The organism is Mycolicibacterium gadium (genome assembly GCF_010728925.1).
In the GTDB taxonomy this organism is placed as follows: Bacteria; Actinomycetota; Actinomycetes; order Mycobacteriales; family Mycobacteriaceae; genus Mycobacterium; species Mycobacterium gadium.
In genome coordinates, this window is the sequence record NZ_AP022608.1 from 650,890 (window position 1) to 669,336 (window position 18,447).

Genomic DNA, 18,447 nt, shown 5'->3' on the forward strand with positions numbered 1-18,447 from the left:
TGGAAAAGTTCAGCAATCCCGTTCGACGGTGAAAAGTTCTCGGTGGCTGTTATCCGCGATTAGGCGGCGTGCGTTGGGGCGCTGGATAATTCCGGGTCCAGTCGGCCCGTGCGGTCGAGCCGGTAGAGCGCCGCGGCAGCTGCCAGCCCGACCGCTGTCAACGCGAACCAGATGAGTTCTTCACGCCCGGCGGCGCGGGCGGCTTGCATCAGCGCGCCGGTGGCCAGATTGCCTGCCAAAATGCCGATGCCCACAATCGTGTTGTAGAAGCCGTAATGTGTCCCGACCAATCGGTTCTTGGCCAACGAGACGACGGTGTCCATCTCGAAGGGAAACACTGCTGCGGAGCCGACAGCAAGAACTGCTGCGGCAACGACCAGGGCGCCGACTGCGGCAAGCTCGCCGAACCGTGCTGCGCTGGGGAACGCGATCAGTGGGGTGAAGGCGGTGGCAAGGATCAGCATGCCGATCACCAGCGAGTGCCCCGACCCCCAGCGCCTGGTGAACCATCGGGTGATGCGCAGCTGCCCTGCAACGGCCACAAGTCCCGACACGACGAAGACCATTGCGACGACAAGCGATTCATGGGCGGGTACGAGGTTCTTAGCGTGCAACGGCAGCGCCAGGTAAACCTGAAAGGACAGAATGTAGGAGCCGATCATCGCGGTGGCGAAAAGTAGGAAGGATCGGTTTGCGAGGACCGTCCGCCAATCGTGCAGAACGGTGGTCTTCTCGAGTTGCGGCGTCGCCCGATGCTGCGGCAATGCGAACAGCTGGGCGACGGTCAGAATCGCGAACACGACCGCAGCCGACGCCGCGACTACGCGAAAGTCGAAGGCCAACAGTGCAAGCCCAACCAACGGCCCGGCCAGTATTCCCGCTTGATAGAAGATGTTGAATGTCGCGAACGCTTCGACGCGTCGTGGTCCTGAATCGGCGGCGAGGTAGGCGCGAACAGCCGGATTGAACAGAGCACCCGCGAAACCTGTTGCTGCGGAAGCGATCAGCACCGCAGGTAGCGAATCGGCGACCACCAGCAAGGCGAATCCGCCGGTGCGGAGTATGCACCCGGCGACGATCAGCGGCTTGAACCCGAGGCGGTCGGCGAGTGTGCCGCCCACAATGAACATGCCCTGCTGCGAGAAGTTCCGTACGCCCAGCACGAGACCGATCGCCCACGCGGCAAGTCCAAGCGGACCGGCGAGATACCCGGCGAGATAGGGCATCAGCATGTAGAAACCCAGGTTGATGCCGAACTGATTGACCATCAACATCCGGCTGGGCCAGCCGAAGCTACGAAACTGTCCGGTGAAGCTCATCGCGAGACCGCTGTCGGATCTGTGATCGATGACGTTCGTGTCCAGGATGTGACGACGTGATTGCGTGGATCGGTGATGAGTTCTGGATCGCGTGGCGGAGTGCCGGTAAACAGCCCGTTGACGCCGCAGTAGTCATCGTTGTAGACGGTATCGAAGTAGCGTTGCGGCCCATCGGGAAAGACCGCCGCAATGGTTGCGCTGGATGAATTGGTCCGTGCGACCCAACCGGCTACCAGAGCGACCGCGCCGACGCTCCAGCCACCTGTGGCGTAGTGGGTAGCGGCCAGCGTGCGGCATGCCCATACGGCTTCCTCGGGAGCGACCCAGTGAACTTCATTGAAGGCGGCGTAGTCCACATTGCGAGGGTAGATACTCGACCCCAGCCCACGCATCAATCGGGGCCGGGCCGGCTGACCGAAGATGGTTGAGCCGATTGTGTCGACGCCGATGAGCTGCAGTTCGGGATTGGTTTCACGCAGTACCCGCGCTATGCCGGCCGAATGGCCTCCGGTGCCGACAGAGCAGACGAGTACGTCGATCGCGCCCAGTTGCGCTGACAGCTCTTCTGCCAGACCCCGATAGGCGTCGACGTTGTCGGGATTGTTGTATTGATCCGGATACCACGCGTCGGGGTCGGATTCGAGGATCTCCATCACGCGGTTTCGTCGCGCCTGCTGCCACCCACCTTCGGGATGCGGTTCGGTGACGACATCGACGTCGGCGCCGTACGCGGTCAGCATCCGCGAGATGATCGGCTCGAGTCCGGGATCTGTAATGAGAGTCACTGGGTGGCCATAGACAGTGCCGGCCAGGGCCAGCCCTAGTCCCAATGTGCCGCTTGTTGATTCGACGATACGGCTGCCGGGCCCCAAGTCGCCGCGGACGCGGCCTCGTTCGACCATGTGGATGGCGGGACGGTCTTTCATTCCGCCGGGGTTGAACCCTTCGAGTTTGGCCCAAAACCCGCGACTGCCGTCTGTGAACGGCGCCGCAATCCTCAGTACAGGTGTATTTCCGACCATCGTGCCGGGCTTGTCGAAGCGACGCAGGCGTTGATGATGGACGGCGTAGTGGTGTGGCGAGTGAACGGACAGAGCATGGCTCATGAACGTGGGTCACTTTCGGTGATGCCACGACGTTCTTTGCCGCGGCGGCTGACATGGATAGCGTTCACCGACTCGCGCCAAGGGACGCGAATCTGGCGCTACCGAATCAGCGGCGCGCGATGCAGAGTCGAAGCAGCAGCTGCTGCCCGGCGACGGAACCACCCCGTCTTGGAGGGCCTCGGATAACAGCAGGCGAACCCGTTGCCCACATGGAGAATGCCGCGCCGATGACGGCGACGAGGCCGATTGCGACCAGTAGCGTCACTGTGCGCGGCAAGGGGGCTTCGGCGAACGCGTTGGGCGCGATGGGGACGGAACCGTCCTGCACGTGCGGGTGCTCTATGACGGCAGCAAAGTCGTTCGAGATGGACGACGACAGGGCGTGCGGGCCATGATGCGCCAGGGGGTTGTGCTCGGTGAGTTTCCATCCGGTACCGGCAACCAGCACGACAAGCGCGACCAGTAGCGCGATGACGGCGTGCCGTCGCGCACTAAAGGGAGCGTCGTTGTACCTCACAATGCAGCCGACTGTAGCAGCGGATCGAGCTCGTTTTGGGGACCCGTCGATTCGACGCCATGTTGTGATCGTGCCGCGACGAACGCGTGTTGGCGGCTTCCGCTATTGGCAGTCAGTTCGATACGCAGTCGAGTGTGATTGACTGCTAATGCTTTTGACGAAATGTTTATCTTCCGCGCACGGGCATACATGCTGATTATCTACGGTTTCACTCCGTAGATTGGCGGTTGCTTACCGAATCTAGACATCCTGCCGATGCGATGGCTCCGTGCGCTCGCAGTGCATTCTGTTCGGCGCCGGTGCATCCCATGCATCGCCCTGTTGTGATGGGAATCACACGTGATGCTGCCGCAACATCCATGTGGAAGCGACTCAACACAGGGGTCTTGTGACTCGCGGTGGGAATGGACGACGCGTGTCCCTGGCTAATATCTCGACGCCGTCAGTGGTGACACAGATGTTGGATAAGGGCAGGCGCGCCGAGCATCATCGTCATGCTCATTGCGAGCATAAGTCTCTGGCTCCACTTGGCTCGCCCGCGCGCAGGCTGAGCAAGTCGGATCGCGCGCGCTGCTACCGCGGTGCCGGCCGCCGCCAACCCTTCGGCGGGGACGGAACTGTGTGGTTCTGCCATGGCAAGCAGACCGCCCAGGATGGGGTTGACCCCATGTCGGCGAGCGGCAGCGTCGTCAGCGCACATCTCCAGCAGTTCAGCAACCGCATGAGCGCCCTGCTGCATCAAGGGCAGTCGCGGAAGGGCCGCCGCCATCGCTCGCAGCACCATCAGTAGCTGGTGATGCCGACCGGCGATATGTGCCTGCTCATGCGCCAAGACAGCGGAAAGCTCGGAGCTGGCCAAAGACGACCACGCAGCACTGGTTACCACGATCGCAGGAGGGCGCCCGGACACGCAGTAGGCCGCCGATCTCTGGGCGTCGACGACGACAACGCCGGGGCGCGTGGTCCGCCGACCCACCAGCAGCACTGCGTTGGCGTGCTCGCGGCTTCGCGACCTCAGCTGCGTGACCGATCGACTGGTTCTCACGAAGAAGATGATCAACACACTGATGCCGACGATCGTCAACGCTATTGAGCCACTTAGGCCGGGGAGCCCCCCGTGCTCGGAAAGCCCGAACAACTCGAGGCACAAGGTGACCGCCGACGTGCCGAAGACCCCGTCGATAGCTGCAGCACCGATGAGCACCACGGCGATGACCCATGCGATGAGCGTCGCTGCGATCGCCGTCAACCAGGCCGCCACTCCCAGCTGAGGGCTGACGCCGGACTTGGTGAGCCGTCGCAGAAGTGATGGTAGAAGCCAGGCCAGCGCGGCGCCGTAGAGCAGCAGCCATAAGCCAGTGGTCATCGGCGCCGGGTACCTCCACGGCGCAACGCTGAGCGCAATTGCGCAGATTCTTCAGCGCTCATCTGCTCGACGAAAAAGGCCAACACCGCATTGGTGTCGCCGCCCGTCTCGAATGCAGCGCGCATCAGTCGCGCGGAACGCTCTTCGCGACTCATCACAGGGCGATACAATTACGCCTTGCCGCTGCGTTCACGGCTCAGCCACTCCTTGCGATGGAGGTTGTCCATCGTCGACATCACGGTGGTGTAGGCGATCTGGCGATCGGCGGAGAGTTCGTCAAATATCTGGCGCACTGTCACGGGATCTTCGTAGTCCCAAACGAGGTCCATGATGACGGCCTCCAGGTCACCGAAAGCTCGCTGTTGCATGTCGTACTCCGCATCGACACGGTCCGACGTCCACCGCGTCACTCGACTGTTCTTCGACACAATCTAACTGTCGTCTGGGTCAAGCGGCTGTGACACGCACGCGTGATGCACGGGTTGCGTCGCCAAGACCCGGATTTGAGCAGACCGCGACCGGCGTGGCAGGTCGGCGACGCAATCATTCGGAATACGCGACCCGCCGTATCTCATCTCCGCTCATCTACGGTCTTACCCCGTAGACTGTGCCCGCGGTGAGGAAGAGCGCCTCGGGCACGTATGGGAGAGATGGTGTGGACGTGAGCGACCGTACGTTGCTCAACGGCAATTCCGAGCTGAGGCAGGCACTTTCGATGTCGATTCGAAGACTGCTATTCACAAGCGGAGGTGGTCGGTGTTGAAGATTCTTGTGCGCATCGTCGGAACATTGATAGTCAGTGGCGTGGCGGCACTGCTGGCAAGCCCTTCAGCGGCCGCTCATGTCGACGCCATCCTCGAGGGTGGGGGACCAGGGGAGACGGGTCTAATCACACTGCGCGTTCCCGGCGAATCAGCTAACCCAGCCACCACCAAGGTAGAAGTGCGCATCCCCGACGACATTCAGATCCGCACCGTGCTGGCTCAGCCGGTTCCGGGCTGGAAACTGGATATCAAGAAGAAGAAAACGGATCCACCGATCTACCGAGACGACGGTACGCCGGTCGACGAGGTGGTCAGTTCGGTGACCTGGACTGCGACAGGCCAGGGAATTCTGCCGGGCCAGTTCGACGACTTTGTCCTCGAGGCCGGGCCGCTGCCGGATATCGAGACTCTGGCCTTGCCCACGTATCAGACCTTCGCCGATGGGACCACCGACGCCTGGACGGAACCGGTGCCCGAAGGCAGCGACCCGGAGTACCCGGTGCCGTCAGTGAATCTCGGTGCGACTTCGGACGGTGCGTCCGGCGGCACCGGTATTACTTCGGTCATTGCCTGGACCGCTCTGGGCTTCGCGGTGATCGCCGTCGCGTTAGGGATCTTCTCGATAGACCGGGCCCGACGATCCGCCCATCCTGTGCTACCTGGTGCGGAGGCGACTCCCCAGCGCGCCACGGACACAGAGTAGCCACGGCCCGAACGACCGGACTTCCGAAGAAATTGATCATGAGTAGAAGCTGCGTTTGGCTAAGGGCGAGCGCAATTGGAGCGGCTGCCGCCGTCTTGGCGGCGTGTGGTTCGGAGCCCTCGCCTTCCAACTCCTCTGCTGCGCAGTCGCCTTCTGCGCAAACCTCTGCGGCGACACCTTCGACGAGCGCTGAAGCCGGGATGGTCATCGATGTCACCGTCGACAAGGGCGTGGCGACACCCACAAACGCGACGGTTCAGGCCGTCGCGGGCGAGCCAATCGTGCTTCAGGTGACCAGCGACGCCGAGGACAGCCTGCACGTGCACTCGGTGCCCGAACACGTCTTTGACGTGGCCGCCGCCCCCGACCAGCGCTTCGAGTTCACCGTCGACATTCCGGGCCGCGTCGCTGTGGAGCTGCACGACTTGCACGTCACAGTCGTCACCATCGAAGTCCGGCCTTGACGCCCGAAGCCGCGGTGACGGTCCTCGCGCACGGCGTAGGCGGATCGACCGATCTCCCAGTGCCGTTGTCGTACGCGCTGATTGGGGCCGCTTGGGCCTTGGCTGCGACATTCGCCGTTGTCGCTGTGGCCTGGAAGACGCCGCGATTCGACCCAGACAAGCCAGGACGCGAATTACCCGCGTGGGTGACTGCTGCCGTCGACTCCCCGGTCGTACGATGGATCGTCGCGGGTGCCGCCGCGATCTTCTCCATCTGGGTGGCCGTCGCCGCAATCTGGGGACCCCAAGACAGTGACAACGCGCTACCGGGTGTGTTCTATGTGCTGCTGTGGGTCGGACTCGTCGTCATTTCAGTTGTCGTGGGCCCAATTTGGCGAGTGATCTCGCCGGTGCGCACTGTATGGCGACTGGTGCAGGTCGGACGGCGCGACGCCGCGGCCTCTCAGGGCCGTGTGCAGTACCGGCCGGGCTGGGGATACTGGCCGGCGGTGTTGGGGCTGTTTGCCTTTGTGTGGCTGGAACTGGCAAGTTCCGATCCCGGCTCGCTCACGGCGATCAAGATCTGGACTCTGATCTACCTCGTCGCGATGCTGGCCGGCGCAGCACTATTCGGAACGACGTGGTTCGCTCGAGCCGACCCCTTCGAGGTGTACAGCGTGACAGTCTCGCGGCTGGCGCCGTTTAGAAGAAATCGCGTCACAGGGCGAATTGTCGTCGGAAATCCGCTCGATCATCTGCCCAGCATGCCGGTGCGTCCAGGCACCGTAGCGGTGATCGCGGTGCTGCTCGGATCCACCGCGTTCGACAGCTTCTCCCAGTCCGCTACCTTCGGTAACTTCGTCAATCGCAACGCCGCCGCCATTCCTCTGGTCGACGATTCCGCGGGCGGCACGGTGCTTCGAACCCTCACGCTCTTGCTCTTCGTGCTTGCAGTCGGCGTGACATTCTCCGTTGCGGCTCGCGCGGCCGCCGGTGTAAGTCGTGAACGACGTCGCGAGTTACCCGCGCTACTCGCTCACAGCCTCATTCCCATTGTCGTGGGATACATTTTCGCCCATTACCTCTCCTACCTCGTCGAGCGAGGCCAGGAGACCATTGTGCGGCTCGCCGACCCGCTCGGCAGGGGCTGGCACCTACTCGGCCTGGACTCCGGTGACGTGCAGTACTTCCTATCTCTGAACCCGACATTGTTGTGGACCATCAAGGTCGCCGCCGTGGTCATCGGACACATATTGGCTGTGATCGCCGCGCACGACAAGGCACTGCGGGTGCTGCCAGTGGGCCATCAATTGACCGGCCAGCTCGCGATGATGCTGACAATGGTCGGTTATACCTTCGCCGGCCTGTACCTACTGTTCGGCGCTTGACCTCGACCCCGAGATCTCGAGACACGGCATCACGGCCTTGTTCTCAAGAATGCACCTCGTCTTAACGGATGCCATCGCGGGGACATCGGCTTTGCGTAGAACTCAGACTGGGTCGGTGTCGGGTTGCACTGCACCCGGGTGGGTTTCGTACATTCGGACCGCGACAGCGAGGCCAGAGGGACCGACCCGGTTGATCTCGCCTTCCAGGCGACTCGAATTCAGCGCGGCGAACTCTGCGCGCCGACCACTCTCGAGGGCGGCGATCGCGTCGGCTTCGAACGTCATTAGTCGGTCTGCCCGGGTTCGGGTAGGCGGGTTGTCCCTGCGTCGCTGGCGAACCCTGGGCAGATGGCTGGGGCCATGACTGCCGCGAGCCTTGTTGTTCATCGGCGGGAGCTAGGGGCCGGGCTGCCATCCCAGGTCGGGGACACACAATAGGCCCAACCCGTCGGGGGACTGCGCGGCACCGTAACTCTCGTCAACGCACGGCGAGCCGACAGCACGGACACCAACTAAAGGCACGGATTGAACCCATTGGCCGGCGCCATCGGAGGCGACGCAGGCAAGGGGCTCCCCATTAGGGCCGCGCCCGAAGATATATCGGTCTGCGCTATAGCAAGGCGCGTCGAGCACCGCGTTATCGTCGATACCCGGCACATCGTCACCGGAGGCAACCGGAGCTGCGCCCAAGATGAGCGCTAATGCGGCCGTACTGAGAAGAAATCCACGCATATCACGCTCCGCCCCTGAAACTAACTTCGCCTTGCAAACAGAACAGCCCCACACCAGAGCGTAATTGCCCCCGGGCAAAAGGACCCCTGGATTTGCAGAGTTGGATCTGCCTCGCCGCTGGGAGCTTGGCTGCGTTGTGAAGGTGGCGTTCGGGGGATGGGCTCGTAGCGGCGTCGAACGGCATAGGCTTGAACTGCGAACTTCGCGGATCAAGGTGAGCTATGTCGGAACCAATGACCGATCGAGCAGCACTCGCGGCAGACCTGGAACGAGCGCGCGCCGATTTTCAGCACCTCTTGTCCAGCGCGGACGTCCTCGACTGGAAGAAGCGAACGTCGGGCACTCGTTGGAACAACGAGCAACTGCTCTTCCACATGGTGTTCGGATACATGGTCGTGCGACGGCTACTGTTTCTCGTGCGTGTGTTCGGGCGACTACCGGACGGCGCCAGCCGCAGCTTCGCCCGGCTTCTCGACGCGGCGACACGGCCGTTCCATGCGATCAACTACTACGGATCCTGCGCTGCGGCACTGGTTTTCAATCGCCGACGCATGGGCAAGAAGATGGACCGCGTCATCGACAAGCTAGAGGGATCCCTCGCCCGGGAGAGCGTCGACGCCTTCCGCCGTGGGATGCATTACCCGCGCCGGTGGGATCCGTACTTTCGCGATTACATGACGCTCGCGGACGTCTACGACTATCCGGGCCGGCACTACGACCACCACCGTCAACAGTTGACCCTGAGCGCTATCGGCGAGCCGCGACAGGCCCCTCCCGAAGGTTGACCCAGCCAACAGTATTCGAGCTGAATCAGATGTCACTCTTAATGCTCATGATCACCGTGACCGTCGTCCAAAGGCTGTGCCGGGGGCAGCGGAGCTTCGACAGGTGCCGGTACAGCGGGCGTGCCGACCGATTCGATGATCGGCGGTGACGTGGTCGGCACTGGATGATCATGATGGCCATCTGCATGTCCGACCGTCGGCCCATGATGATCTGGTTCTGCAGCGGTCGGCCCGTGGTGGCCGTGTCGCACACCCGAGGCCACTCCCACGGTGGAGGCCAAAGCGACGACAGCACACACGCCGAGAAAGACCATCGCGTTTGCAAACGCCGGTATCGGCTCCCCTTCGTGGCCGCGGTACCAGACCCAGGCAGCTCCCATGACGACGTAGATCTGAAGCAGCAGAGCACAGAGGTCGGCGGCTTGTATCAACTCAGGTTCGCCGGCATGTGGGCCGAAGGGCGCACCTGCCGTCCGTGAAAGGGCCCAGAGCGCGACGGCTCCGATATTGAGCAGGATCCCAGCGGCGAGCACGGGCGTTGTGGCCCGAACGAGCATCGCTGCTGCCCAAATCAGTTGAGACAGTGCAAGTGAGACGAAGAACAGTCCTGACGGCATCCACTCTTGCCAATGAGTCGGTGCGACGGCGAAGTGGACGACCGCTGCGCCGAGTGAAGCCATTGCTGCCAGACGTGCGGCCAACCTGCTGTCGGTCTTCGTCGCTGCTCTACGTGCCACTCGACTGATGATGACAGCGCCGAACTCCACAATGGCTATGCGACATCACATCTCAACCTGACCGAGACTGACGCGTAACTGTTGTCCGCGGTCGGGCTGAGGCCGAGTCGCCGTGCTCGCCGAGCAGCCCAAACGGCTGCTGTGTGAGGGCATTTCGCGCGGCGGCGTCGGCGAGCCGAGTACGGTTGTCGTTCTTTATCGAATCTTCACAGAACGACTAGTGGGGCCATACCGGCGGCGCGGATGCTCGAACACACATCGGGATGGGCCATGCGTCAATCAGGGCGCTGCAGCCGCGTCGACCGTGAAAACCAGAAGGGACTTGTCTGTGATGAAGAGGAAGACGCTGGCCGTCGGTGCGGCCGCCCTGGCCGCACTGGTCACCGTCGGTGCGTGTGGCAGTACCAGCACTACGCAGGAAGCTGATTCGTCGTCGGTGTCGGCACCGTCGGCCTCGGCCACCGAAGCCCACAATCAGGCTGATGTGATGTTCACCAAGCACATGATCCCTCATCATCAGCAGGCAATCGAGATGAGCGACATAGTGTTGGCCAAGCAAGGAATCGACCCGCGAGTTCTAGATCTCGCCAAGCAGATCAAGGCTGCTCAGGGTCCCGAGATCGAAACGATGCAGGCCTGGCTCACCCAGTGGGGCGTGCCCGCGATGCCGATGATGCCCGGGATGGATATGCCGGGTCACAGTGGGATGCCGGGTCACGGTGGGATGCCGGGCATGCCAGGGATGGACGGCATGCCAGGGATGGCCGGCATGATGTCCGAGGAGGACATGGCCGCACTGCAGAACGCCCAGGGGGTGACAGCCGCCAAATTGTTCCTGACCCAGATGGTCGAGCATCACGAGGGTGCAATTGTCATGGCGCAGAACGAGATCAAGGATGGTCAGTACCCCGACACGATTGCCTTGGCGCGCTCGATCGTCACCAGCCAGCAACAGGAGATCGACACGATGAACACGATCCTGGCCTCGTTGTAGCAGCCAGGTTAGGTCGTGAAAGCCGCGAGGGTGTCAGCGGTTGATGGGTAATTCGATTGTGAAAGTACTGCCCAGCCCGGCTCCGCGGCTGGCTGCCGTGATGCGGCCGCCGTGGGCCTCGGTGAGGGCTTTGGCGATGGCCAACCCGATCCCGGCGCCGCCGTGGCCCCGGTCGCGAGCGACATCGGCGCGATAGAAGCGCTCGAACACGTGCGGGAGGTGCGCGGCAGCGATGCCATCACCATTGTCACTCACCGTGATGATCAGTCCGCCGGGCTGCGCCGCCGCCTTCAGCTCGACGTGACCACGCGGGGCGGTGTGACGGAGAGCGTTGTCGAGAAGGTTTCCGACCACCTGTGCCAGGCGCAGAGGATCTGCCCACACCTTGGGCAGCGGGTTGACGGCATCGAAGGACAACTCGACGCCCTTGTCCGCATATCGATCAGCTGCCGCAGCCACGGTGGCGGAGATCGCAGCCCGAGGATCGATCCACTGAGGGGCGACCGCACCGGGCCCTTCCTCGGCTTGAGCGAGCGCGGCCAAGTCATCGGAAAAGCCCACCAGCCGTCCCGCTTGATCGTTCAGCACTGCAACCGTCTCGGGGTTTAGCGTTTTCACTCCGTCCTCGACAGCCTCGACGTAGGCCTTGAGCACCGAGACCGGTGTCCTGATCTCATGGGCGAGGTCACCGAAGAGTTGGCGCCGGGTGGTCTCGACCGTTTCGAGCCGCTCAGACATCCGATTGAACGCGCCGGACAGATTCGCGAAATCTTCCCCCAGGTGCAGTGGCGACACGCGGATGTCATAGCGGCCGTCAGCGACCGCAGTGGCGGCGGAAGCGACTTCGGCAATTGAGCGCTGCAGGCGGCGGCTGAAGTACCACGTCACGAGAAGGGCGGTCAATGCGGCCACCCCGATGGCGACCGCGATGGAGATGGCTGTGGCGTACCGGTAGGCCTGCTCGGCGTGGAACTGTTCATTGGATGAATGGGGGAGCCCCGCCTGTTGCAGGTGGTCCCGGAACAGCGGTGGACCGACGATGACAGCGACGATCCATGTGGTTGCGCCGCCGGCGAGGAGCACCAAGGCCTGCGCCAGCAGTAGCCGGGCGCCGACTCCAGGACTGCGCCGTGACCCGGGCTGAATGCTCATTACTGTCCTCACTGGCCACTTCCCATTCGGTAGCCGACACCGCGGACCGTGATCACGTAGCGGGGATCGGCGGGGTCATCCGCCAACTTGCGGCGCAGATGTCCGATGTGAACGTCGACTAGATGCTCGTTGCCACCCCAGTAGTCTCCCCAGACGGCCTCGAGGAGCTGGCGGCGAGTAAAGACCACGGCCGGCCGCGACGACAATGCGGCCAGGACGTCGAACTCGGTGCGGGTCATCAGGACTGGCTCGTCGTCGAGGAACACTCGGCGGCCCGCGACGTCGATGGATAATGGCCCGAACGCCCGCGGTGGGGGTTCGGCGACGGTTCCCGCGGCATGTGTCGGCGTTGCGACGGTGCGAGGCCGACGCAGCATGGCCCGGATCCTCGCGACCAATTCGCGGGGACTGAACGGTTTGGTGACATAGTCGTCTGCACCGACCGACAGGCCCACGACGGTGTCCAGTTCGGTATCGCGTGCGGTGAGCATCACTACATAGGCATCGGAAAACGAGCGCAGTTGGCGGCATACCTCCAAGCCGTCGATGCCCGGCAATGCGAGGTCCAAAACGACAACGTCCGGGTCGATCTCACGAGCTTGCGTGAGGGCGTCGGCCCCGCTGTGAGCAATGCTGACATCGAAATGCTCGCGTCTGAGGTAGCTCGCCACGACTTCGGCCAGAGCCACCTCGTCGTCGACCACCAACGCTCGATAACCCGCAGGGTGGGTGGCCGCAGGCGTGTCCATGCCTTCATCGTGCCGTCCTGAAGGAATTCAGGAACCCAAGACCCAGGTCTTGCGCGAATCTTCGTAGAAGTATCGTCGATTCGCCACCCGAGCGCACGAGTGTGGAACGCGAAGGAGGTGACCCGATGACGTGGCGCATGGACACCGGCACCAACTGCGGACACATCCTTGTCGATCGTCGAGGGAACGCGGTGCGACGGCCCTCATTAGCTCCTACCGTGAGTGCGACGAGGCCACGAGAGAAAGCGAGGTCGCGATCGTGCGATTGGCTCTGAGCGACGAGGATGCGAAGTTCCGGGACGAACTGCGGGATTTCTTCACCACCCAGATTCCGGCCGAGATTCTCGAGCGGGCGCGTAACGACGAGTTGAGCTTTCCCGAGGACCTGGTGATCACCCAGCAGATCCTCAACGCCGCCGGTTTGGCGGTGCCGAACTGGCCGGTCGAGTGGGGCGGCAAAGACTGGACTCCGTTGCAGCGCCAGATCTGGTCGGACGAGTTGCGGATGGCGCGTGTCCCCGAACCGCTGGCTTTCAACGCCAGCATGATCGGTCCGGTCATCGCACAGTTCGGTTCCCAGGAGATGAAGCAGCGGTTCCTACCCCCGACGGCCAACCTGGACATCTGGTGGGCTCAGGGGTTCTCCGAGCCAGAGGCCGGCTCGGACCTGGCGAGCCTACGCACTACGGCGGTGCGCGACGGCGACGACTACGTGATCAACGGCCAAAAGACCTGGACCACGCTCGGCCAGTTCGCCGACTGGATCTTCGTGTTGGCCCGTACCAATCCCGACGCGCCGAAGAAACAAGCCGGCATATCGATCTTGCTGGCCGAGATGAGCACCCCGGGCATCACCCTGCGGCCGATCAAGCTGATCGACGGCAGCTATGAGGTCAACGAGGTCTGGTTCGAAGACGTCCGAGTCCCTGCCGATCAGCTCGTCGGTGAGGAGAACGCGGGCTGGAGCTACGCGAAATTCCTGCTGTCCAATGAGCGCACCGGCATCGCCCGGATCGGCACCACCAAAGTCTGGCTCGACGACATCAAGCGATACGCGGCCGCCCTACCTATCGGCGACGGCGACACCACCTTATTGCAGGATCCGATCTTTGCGTCCCGGGTCGCCGAGGCCGAATGTGAGCTGCTGGCACTGGAACTCACACAGTTGCGCGTCAGCGGCGACGAAGGAACCGGCAAGCCGAACCCTGCGTCGTCGATCCTGAAGCTGCGCGGTAGCCAGTTGCAGCAGACGGTCACCGATCTGATGGTGGAGGTCGCCGGTCCCAACTCGCTGCCCTTCGGCGCGGCCGAAGCCGCATCGCCCGCTTGGGCGCAGCACGCCGCACCGAAGTACCTGAACTATCGCAAGACCTCGATCTACGGCGGCAGCAACGAGGTGCAGCGAACCATCATTGCCTCGACCATCCTTGGACTGTGAACCATGAACTTTGATCTGACCGAAGAACAGCGGATGCTGGCCGACACCACCCGCGACGTCCTTGCGCAGACCTATGACACCGAGACACGGAACAAGGTGATCGAATCCGAGGTCGGCTGGAGCCGCGAGGTGTGGCATCAGCTGGCGGAGATCGGCATCCTCGGAATGGGTTTCGACGAGGACTCCGGCCCCACTGAGGTGATGGTCGTGATGACCGAGATCGGCCGTCGGCTGGCTCCCGAACCGGTCGCGGCCGCCGCGCTCGTCCCCGGTGCGGTGATCGCCGCGCACGGAACCGATGAGCAACGCGCGCTTCTCGACGGCGTCGCCGCGGGGGAGCAGCTGCTCGCCTTCGCCCACGTGGAGGGCGACCGCCGCAGCGCCAAGGCCCTGAGCACCCAGGCTTCCGGGCAGGGCGACGCGTGGACGATCACCGGCCGCAAGAGCCCGGTGATCGCCGGTGACAGCGCTGACGTGATCCTGGTCAGCGCCGCGTTACCGGACGGCGGCTCGGGTCTGTTCCTCGTGGACTTTTCTGCGCAAGAGAATTCCCGGGTGACCCGCACTCGCTACCGCACCTTCGACGGGCAGCGAGGGGCGGATATCACCTTCGACAATGCGGTCGCCCAGCAGCTGGGTGCGGGCGGCGACGCCTCGGCGATCATCGACGAGACGGTGATCCGCTTCCAGTCGGCGCTGTGCGCCGAAGCGGTTGGGGCAATGGACGAAGCCTTGAGATTGACCACCGATTACCTCAAGACACGCAAGCAGTTCGGTGTGCCGCTCAAGACGTTCCAGACCCTGACCCAGCGCGCCGCCGACATGTACGTCTCGCTGGAGCTGGCGCGCAGCATGAACTACTACGCGGCGGTGTGCGTCGCCGACGGACGATTCGACCCGATGGCGGCCGCGCGGGCCAAGATGCAGATCGGCCGTTCGGGCAAGCACATCGCGCAGGAGTCGATCCAGATGCACGGCGGCATAGGCGTGACCGCCGAGTACCCGATCGCTCACTACGCGGCGAGGCTAACCGCTATCGATCAGACCTTCGGCTCGGCGACCGACCACCTGCGATACCTCACCGGTCGGTTGGGTGAGTACGGAGTTGTCGCGCTGTAATCACCGGACTCTGGGTATGCCCGCCTGGAATTGGCGCTAGCCGCGCCCGCCGAGACTCAATCATGGCTGAGGTGTGTTGTCGGCGAGAGAGTTTCGTCCGGTCGTTCGACAGGTCGCGTACGGATCCAACTCGCGGTGACAGCGACGGTGAGTATCGCCACGACGACCGCCAGAGAGATACCCGTCGGGATCTTGTAGACCTCGAGCAGCAACATCTTGATGCCCACCCAGACGAGAACCAAGGCAAGGCCCAGCTTCAGGTAGATGAAGCGATGCATCAAATCGGCGAGCAGAAAGTACATGGCACGCAGACCGAGGATCGCAAAGGCGTTGGAGGTGAAGACCAGGAAGGGCTGTTGGGTGACGGCGAAAATGGCGGGAATGGAGTCCACCGCGAAGATGATGTCGGTGACCTCGACCAGGACCAGCACGGCCAGCAGGGGTGTCGCGACCCATCGGCCAGCCTGTCGGATCAGGAACTTGTGCCCGTGATACTCATCGGTGACCGGGATCAGCCGGCGGAACGCCCGCAGCACGACGCTGCGCTCGGGATCGATGGTGTCGTTGCGATGCAACGCCATCCGCAATCCGGTCGCGACGAGAAATGCTCCAAAGACGTACAGGATCCAGGCGAAGCTTGCGATGAGGACCGAGCCGGCCGCGATGAACACCGCTCGGAACACCAACGCTCCCAACACACCGTAGAACAACACACGGTGCTGGTACTCCCGCGGTACGGCGAAGTAGCTGAAGATGATCGCGAAGACGAACACGTTGTCCACCGCCAGCGACTTCTCGATGAGGTAGCCGGCGAGGTATTGGCCCGCGAATTCGGCACCCCAGACCCACCAAACGATCGCGCCGAAGGCCAAGCCCAAGGTGACCCAGATGCCGGACCACACGGCTGCTTCACGCATGCCGACCACGTGGGCATCGCGATGGGCGAACAAATCAATGGCGAGCATGACCAGGATGACGGCCAGAACGGCGACCCAGGCCCACAGTGAAACAGTCAAGATCAAACCTCCGGTCGGTGAACCGGAGGTCTTCCCAACCACGCTCGTGACGTGAACGTGGCGCTCAGACCGGGCAGCTACATGGAGCTGCCGTAATGACGATCTGAAGCGGGGCGGGTACTCCCCTCCGCCCGCCATAGTAGGGAAATCACGCCAGACGTCAAGGCGGCCGCTGGTTCAGCGGGGGTCAAACAGACAGCTTCGTCGGCGATCCGTAAGAGTCTCACAGGGTAAGCGCCCCGACGTTCTTCGCAATGTGGATAGCGATGGGGCCCCGGCGACGCTATTCGGATGTCGGCGCAGTCGACATGGATTGTGGCTGTTTCGCTTTGGCACGCATGGCGAGCAGACCACCCCCGATCACGAGCGTCATCCCGAGGTAGGTGGTCACGGTCGGTCGGTGATCCCACACGATCCAGTCGATCACCGCGGTGAAGACGATGACGGTGTAGATGAACGGCCCCACCTTTTCCGCGGAGGCGTAGCGGTAGGCGACGACGATCAACGCTTGGGAAAAAAGTTGCGCGAAGCCGAGAGCGATGAGCCACGGCCAGCCCTGCGACGCGACCGGTTGCCAGTCTGCGATCGCGATCGGGATGGACATCACGGTCGCGAGTAGAAAATAGTAGAAGAGAACTCTCGTGACGGGTTCAGTGGCGCCGAGCCAGCGGACCGACATCATGGCCACGGCGAGCAGCAAGGCGCCGGCCAACGCCGACAACTCACCGGCCGAGAACCCGTGCCCTTGCGGCTGCAGCACCAGAAGTATTCCGACGAAACCGATTCCGGCACCCAGCCAGGTCGGCACCGCGACGCGTCGCCGCGTCACCGCCCACGCGATCAGCGGCATCCACAGCGGCGCGCTGTAGGTGAGCAACGTCGCGTTGGCCAGCGGGATGTGCTTGATCGCGACGAACAGCGCATACCAACATCCTGTTCCGGTGGCCGCGCGCAGCAGGTGCAGGCCAAGCCTTTTCGTACGCAGCGCGGCGGCACCGCCCCGCCAAGCCACCGGGAGGATGAAGACCAGACAGATCGCATTCTGAAACAACAGCAGCGCGCCGGTCGAGGTGTAGTCACCTGAAACCTTCGCCAGCACGCCGACCAAGGCCACGCAAAAGAACGCCGCGGTGGTGAGCAGCGCTCCTAGAAGCAGGTTTTCGTCTCGGTAGCCGACGTTCTCAGTGCCCACCGGTAACAGGTCCCAAATGTGGTGTCGAGCGCTTCATGACACCGTTGAGCAGACGCGGCGACACAAGGTCGAGCGCGCGCAACGGGAGCATCTTGCGCGGAGCAATGCGCACCGGCCGGGTGCGCGCGGCGACGACCATCCACTCGGCGGCCTCGTCGGCACTCAGGGCGGCCAGGCCGTCGTAGGCGCGGGTGGGCGCGATCATCGGGGTGGCCACCAGCGGGTAGTAGATGGTGGTCGAATGCACGCCGGATTCGGCCAGCTCGTTGTCGATGACTCGACTGACCGCGCTCAGCGCGGCCTTCGAGGCGTTGTACACACCGAAGTACGGCGACGACTCGGGCATCACGCGCCAGCTCGAGATGTTGATGATGTGCCCGTCGCCGCGTTCGACCATTCCGGGTGCCAGCCCGCCGATCAACCGCAGCGGCGCGTAGTAGTTCAGCAAGATGGTGCGTTCGACGTCGTGCCAGCGGTCCAGCGATTCGAGCAATGGCCGGCGGATCGACCGGGCCGCGTTGTTGATGAGAATGTCGACGGGTCCGGCGGCGCGTACGAGCGCGTCGACTGCGTCAAGGTCGGCCAAGTTCGTCGGGATCGCGATCGCCTTGCCGCCGCGGGCGGTGATCCGGTCGACGACAGCGGCCAGCAGGTGTTCACGTCGGGCCACCACGATCACCATCGCGCCGTGCGCAGCGAGTCTCTCGGCGGCCACCTCACCGATACCCGACGACGCTCCCGTCAGCAGAATCCGTTTGCCGCGCAGATCAATCGGGGCACGATTCCGTCGGCGCGGCAACGGCCGCATACCCGCCAGCCGTAACGACCGGCGCACGCTGGCCGGCGACACGACTCGCTCAGCACTCTTGCTCACAGCCGGCCCATTACCCAGGCACCGCATCGCCTTTGCGCAGGCCGCAGAGATCG

Annotated in this window: 18 protein-coding genes and 1 pseudogene; 7 read left to right on the plus strand and 12 right to left on the minus strand. The window is 63.3% G+C overall.

Features of this window, described 5'->3' with window-relative positions:
- Positions 1-59: 59 nt before the first annotated feature.
- The 5 genes and pseudogenes from G6N36_RS03100 to G6N36_RS03120 all read right to left on the minus strand — a co-directional run bounded on the left by G6N36_RS03100 (position 60) and on the right by G6N36_RS03120 (position 4,676).
- Positions 60-1,319, minus strand: coding sequence for an MFS transporter (locus G6N36_RS03100; RefSeq protein WP_163684856.1), 1,260 nt, complete (start codon positions 1,317-1,319; stop codon positions 60-62).
- Positions 1,316-2,425: a PLP-dependent cysteine synthase family protein gene (locus G6N36_RS03105; RefSeq protein WP_163684858.1), complete on the minus strand. Its 1,110-nt coding sequence runs from the start codon at positions 2,423-2,425 to the stop codon at positions 1,316-1,318. Before G6N36_RS03105 ends, G6N36_RS03100 begins: the two co-directional genes overlap by 4 nt.
- A gap of 106 nt (positions 2,426-2,531) precedes the next feature.
- Positions 2,532-2,942, minus strand: a complete 411-nt coding sequence (gene lpqS / locus G6N36_RS03110; RefSeq protein WP_235689956.1) for a putative copper homeostasis (lipo)protein LpqS — start codon at positions 2,940-2,942, stop codon at positions 2,532-2,534.
- A gap of 442 nt (positions 2,943-3,384) precedes the next feature.
- On the minus strand, positions 3,385-4,308 hold the full coding sequence (locus tag G6N36_RS03115) for a M56 family metallopeptidase (RefSeq protein ID WP_163684860.1): 924 nt from the start codon (positions 4,306-4,308) through the stop codon (positions 3,385-3,387).
- Positions 4,305-4,676, minus strand: a pseudogene (locus G6N36_RS03120) (BlaI/MecI/CopY family transcriptional regulator). The gene G6N36_RS03115 and the pseudogene G6N36_RS03120 overlap by 4 nt, the downstream one beginning before the upstream one ends.
- A gap of 388 nt (positions 4,677-5,064) precedes the next feature.
- Here G6N36_RS03120 and G6N36_RS03125 point away from each other — a divergent pair.
- From G6N36_RS03125 to G6N36_RS03135, 3 genes are all read left to right on the plus strand, one after another.
- Positions 5,065-5,775, plus strand: a complete 711-nt coding sequence (locus G6N36_RS03125; RefSeq protein WP_163684862.1) for a YcnI family protein — start codon at positions 5,065-5,067, stop codon at positions 5,773-5,775.
- Between the two features lie 200 nt (positions 5,776-5,975).
- Complete coding sequence (locus tag G6N36_RS30205) at positions 5,976-6,239, plus strand: hypothetical protein (protein ID WP_308205923.1); 264 nt, start codon at positions 5,976-5,978, stop codon at positions 6,237-6,239.
- Entirely contained in the window at positions 6,236-7,606 is a 1,371-nt protein-coding gene (locus G6N36_RS03135) for a hypothetical protein (RefSeq protein WP_163684866.1), read from the plus strand. Before G6N36_RS30205 ends, G6N36_RS03135 begins: the two co-directional genes overlap by 4 nt.
- Positions 7,607-7,708: 102 nt before the next feature.
- On the opposite strand, the gene G6N36_RS03140 is transcribed toward G6N36_RS03135, so the two are convergent.
- Entirely contained in the window at positions 7,709-7,891 is a 183-nt protein-coding gene (locus G6N36_RS03140; protein WP_163684868.1) for a hypothetical protein, read from the minus strand.
- 668 nt (positions 7,892-8,559) lie between these two features.
- Between G6N36_RS03140 and G6N36_RS03145 the strand changes: the two genes are divergently transcribed.
- The gene (locus G6N36_RS03145; protein WP_163684869.1) at positions 8,560-9,123 is read left to right on the plus strand and encodes a DinB family protein; all 564 of its coding nucleotides are present in this window, start codon (positions 8,560-8,562) and stop codon (positions 9,121-9,123) included.
- Positions 9,124-9,161: 38 nt separating this feature from the next.
- Here G6N36_RS03145 and G6N36_RS03150 read toward each other — a convergent pair whose 3' ends face one another.
- Positions 9,162-9,860 carry a hypothetical protein gene (locus tag G6N36_RS03150; RefSeq protein WP_179964704.1) on the minus strand — a complete coding sequence of 233 codons (699 nt, stop codon included), beginning with the start codon at positions 9,858-9,860 and terminating at the stop codon, positions 9,162-9,164.
- 331 nt (positions 9,861-10,191) lie between these two features.
- Here G6N36_RS03150 and G6N36_RS03155 point away from each other — a divergent pair, with 331 nt between their 5' ends.
- Complete coding sequence (locus tag G6N36_RS03155) at positions 10,192-10,854, plus strand: DUF305 domain-containing protein (protein ID WP_163684871.1); 663 nt, start codon at positions 10,192-10,194, stop codon at positions 10,852-10,854.
- Positions 10,855-10,887: 33 nt separating this feature from the next.
- Here G6N36_RS03155 and G6N36_RS03160 read toward each other — a convergent pair whose 3' ends face one another.
- Together G6N36_RS03160 and G6N36_RS03165 are read right to left on the minus strand one after the other, a co-directional pair.
- Positions 10,888-12,006 (minus strand): sensor histidine kinase, encoded by a 1,119-nt coding sequence (locus G6N36_RS03160; protein WP_170311105.1) that lies wholly within the window; start codon positions 12,004-12,006, stop codon positions 10,888-10,890.
- A gap of 8 nt (positions 12,007-12,014) precedes the next feature.
- Positions 12,015-12,755, minus strand: a complete 741-nt coding sequence (locus G6N36_RS03165; RefSeq protein ID WP_163684874.1) for a response regulator — start codon at positions 12,753-12,755, stop codon at positions 12,015-12,017.
- A 259-nt stretch (positions 12,756-13,014) separates the two neighbouring features.
- On the opposite strand from G6N36_RS03165, the gene G6N36_RS03170 reads away from it, so the two are divergent.
- Both G6N36_RS03170 and G6N36_RS03175 read left to right on the plus strand, forming a co-directional pair.
- The gene (locus G6N36_RS03170; protein ID WP_163684876.1) at positions 13,015-14,193 is read left to right on the plus strand and encodes an acyl-CoA dehydrogenase family protein; all 1,179 of its coding nucleotides are present in this window, start codon (positions 13,015-13,017) and stop codon (positions 14,191-14,193) included.
- 3 nt (positions 14,194-14,196) lie between these two features.
- A complete protein-coding gene (locus G6N36_RS03175) occupies positions 14,197-15,312 on the plus strand; it encodes an acyl-CoA dehydrogenase family protein (RefSeq protein ID WP_163684878.1) in 1,116 nt (371 codons plus the stop codon).
- A gap of 56 nt (positions 15,313-15,368) precedes the next feature.
- Here G6N36_RS03175 and G6N36_RS03180 read toward each other — a convergent pair whose 3' ends face one another.
- The 3 genes from G6N36_RS03180 to G6N36_RS03190 form a co-directional block, all read right to left on the minus strand.
- Positions 15,369-16,328, minus strand: a complete 960-nt coding sequence (locus tag G6N36_RS03180) for a TerC family protein (protein WP_163684880.1) — start codon at positions 16,326-16,328, stop codon at positions 15,369-15,371.
- 283 nt (positions 16,329-16,611) lie between these two features.
- Positions 16,612-17,520 (minus strand): DMT family transporter, encoded by a 909-nt coding sequence (locus G6N36_RS03185; RefSeq protein WP_163684882.1) that lies wholly within the window; start codon positions 17,518-17,520, stop codon positions 16,612-16,614.
- Positions 17,510-18,370 (minus strand): SDR family oxidoreductase, encoded by an 861-nt coding sequence (locus G6N36_RS03190; RefSeq protein ID WP_372512257.1) that lies wholly within the window; start codon positions 18,368-18,370, stop codon positions 17,510-17,512. The genes G6N36_RS03185 and G6N36_RS03190 overlap by 11 nt, the downstream gene beginning before the upstream one ends.
- Between the last annotated feature and the right edge of the window lie 77 nt (positions 18,371-18,447).

What these genes read in the sequence shown, in the direction of transcription:
- G6N36_RS03100 (WP_163684856.1), bottom strand. Translation starts at nt 1,319, where the DNA reads ATGAGCTTCACCGGACAGTTTCGTAGCTTCGGCTGGCCCAGCCGGATG.
- G6N36_RS03105 (WP_163684858.1), bottom strand. Translation starts at nt 2,425, where the DNA reads ATGAGCCATGCTCTGTCCGTTCACTCGCCACACCACTACGCCGTCCAT.
- G6N36_RS03115 (WP_163684860.1), bottom strand. Translation starts at nt 4,308, where the DNA reads ATGACCACTGGCTTATGGCTGCTGCTCTACGGCGCCGCGCTGGCCTGG.
- G6N36_RS30205 (WP_308205923.1), top strand. Translation starts at nt 5,976, where the DNA reads ATGGTCATCGATGTCACCGTCGACAAGGGCGTGGCGACACCCACAAAC.
- G6N36_RS03140 (WP_163684868.1), bottom strand. Translation starts at nt 7,891, where the DNA reads ATGACGTTCGAAGCCGACGCGATCGCCGCCCTCGAGAGTGGTCGGCGC.
- G6N36_RS03145 (WP_163684869.1), top strand. Translation starts at nt 8,560, where the DNA reads ATGTCGGAACCAATGACCGATCGAGCAGCACTCGCGGCAGACCTGGAA.
- G6N36_RS03155 (WP_163684871.1), top strand. Translation starts at nt 10,192, where the DNA reads ATGAAGAGGAAGACGCTGGCCGTCGGTGCGGCCGCCCTGGCCGCACTG.
- G6N36_RS03160 (WP_170311105.1), bottom strand. Translation starts at nt 12,006, where the DNA reads ATGAGCATTCAGCCCGGGTCACGGCGCAGTCCTGGAGTCGGCGCCCGG.
- G6N36_RS03165 (WP_163684874.1), bottom strand. Translation starts at nt 12,755, where the DNA reads ATGGACACGCCTGCGGCCACCCACCCTGCGGGTTATCGAGCGTTGGTG.
- G6N36_RS03175 (WP_163684878.1), top strand. Translation starts at nt 14,197, where the DNA reads ATGAACTTTGATCTGACCGAAGAACAGCGGATGCTGGCCGACACCACC.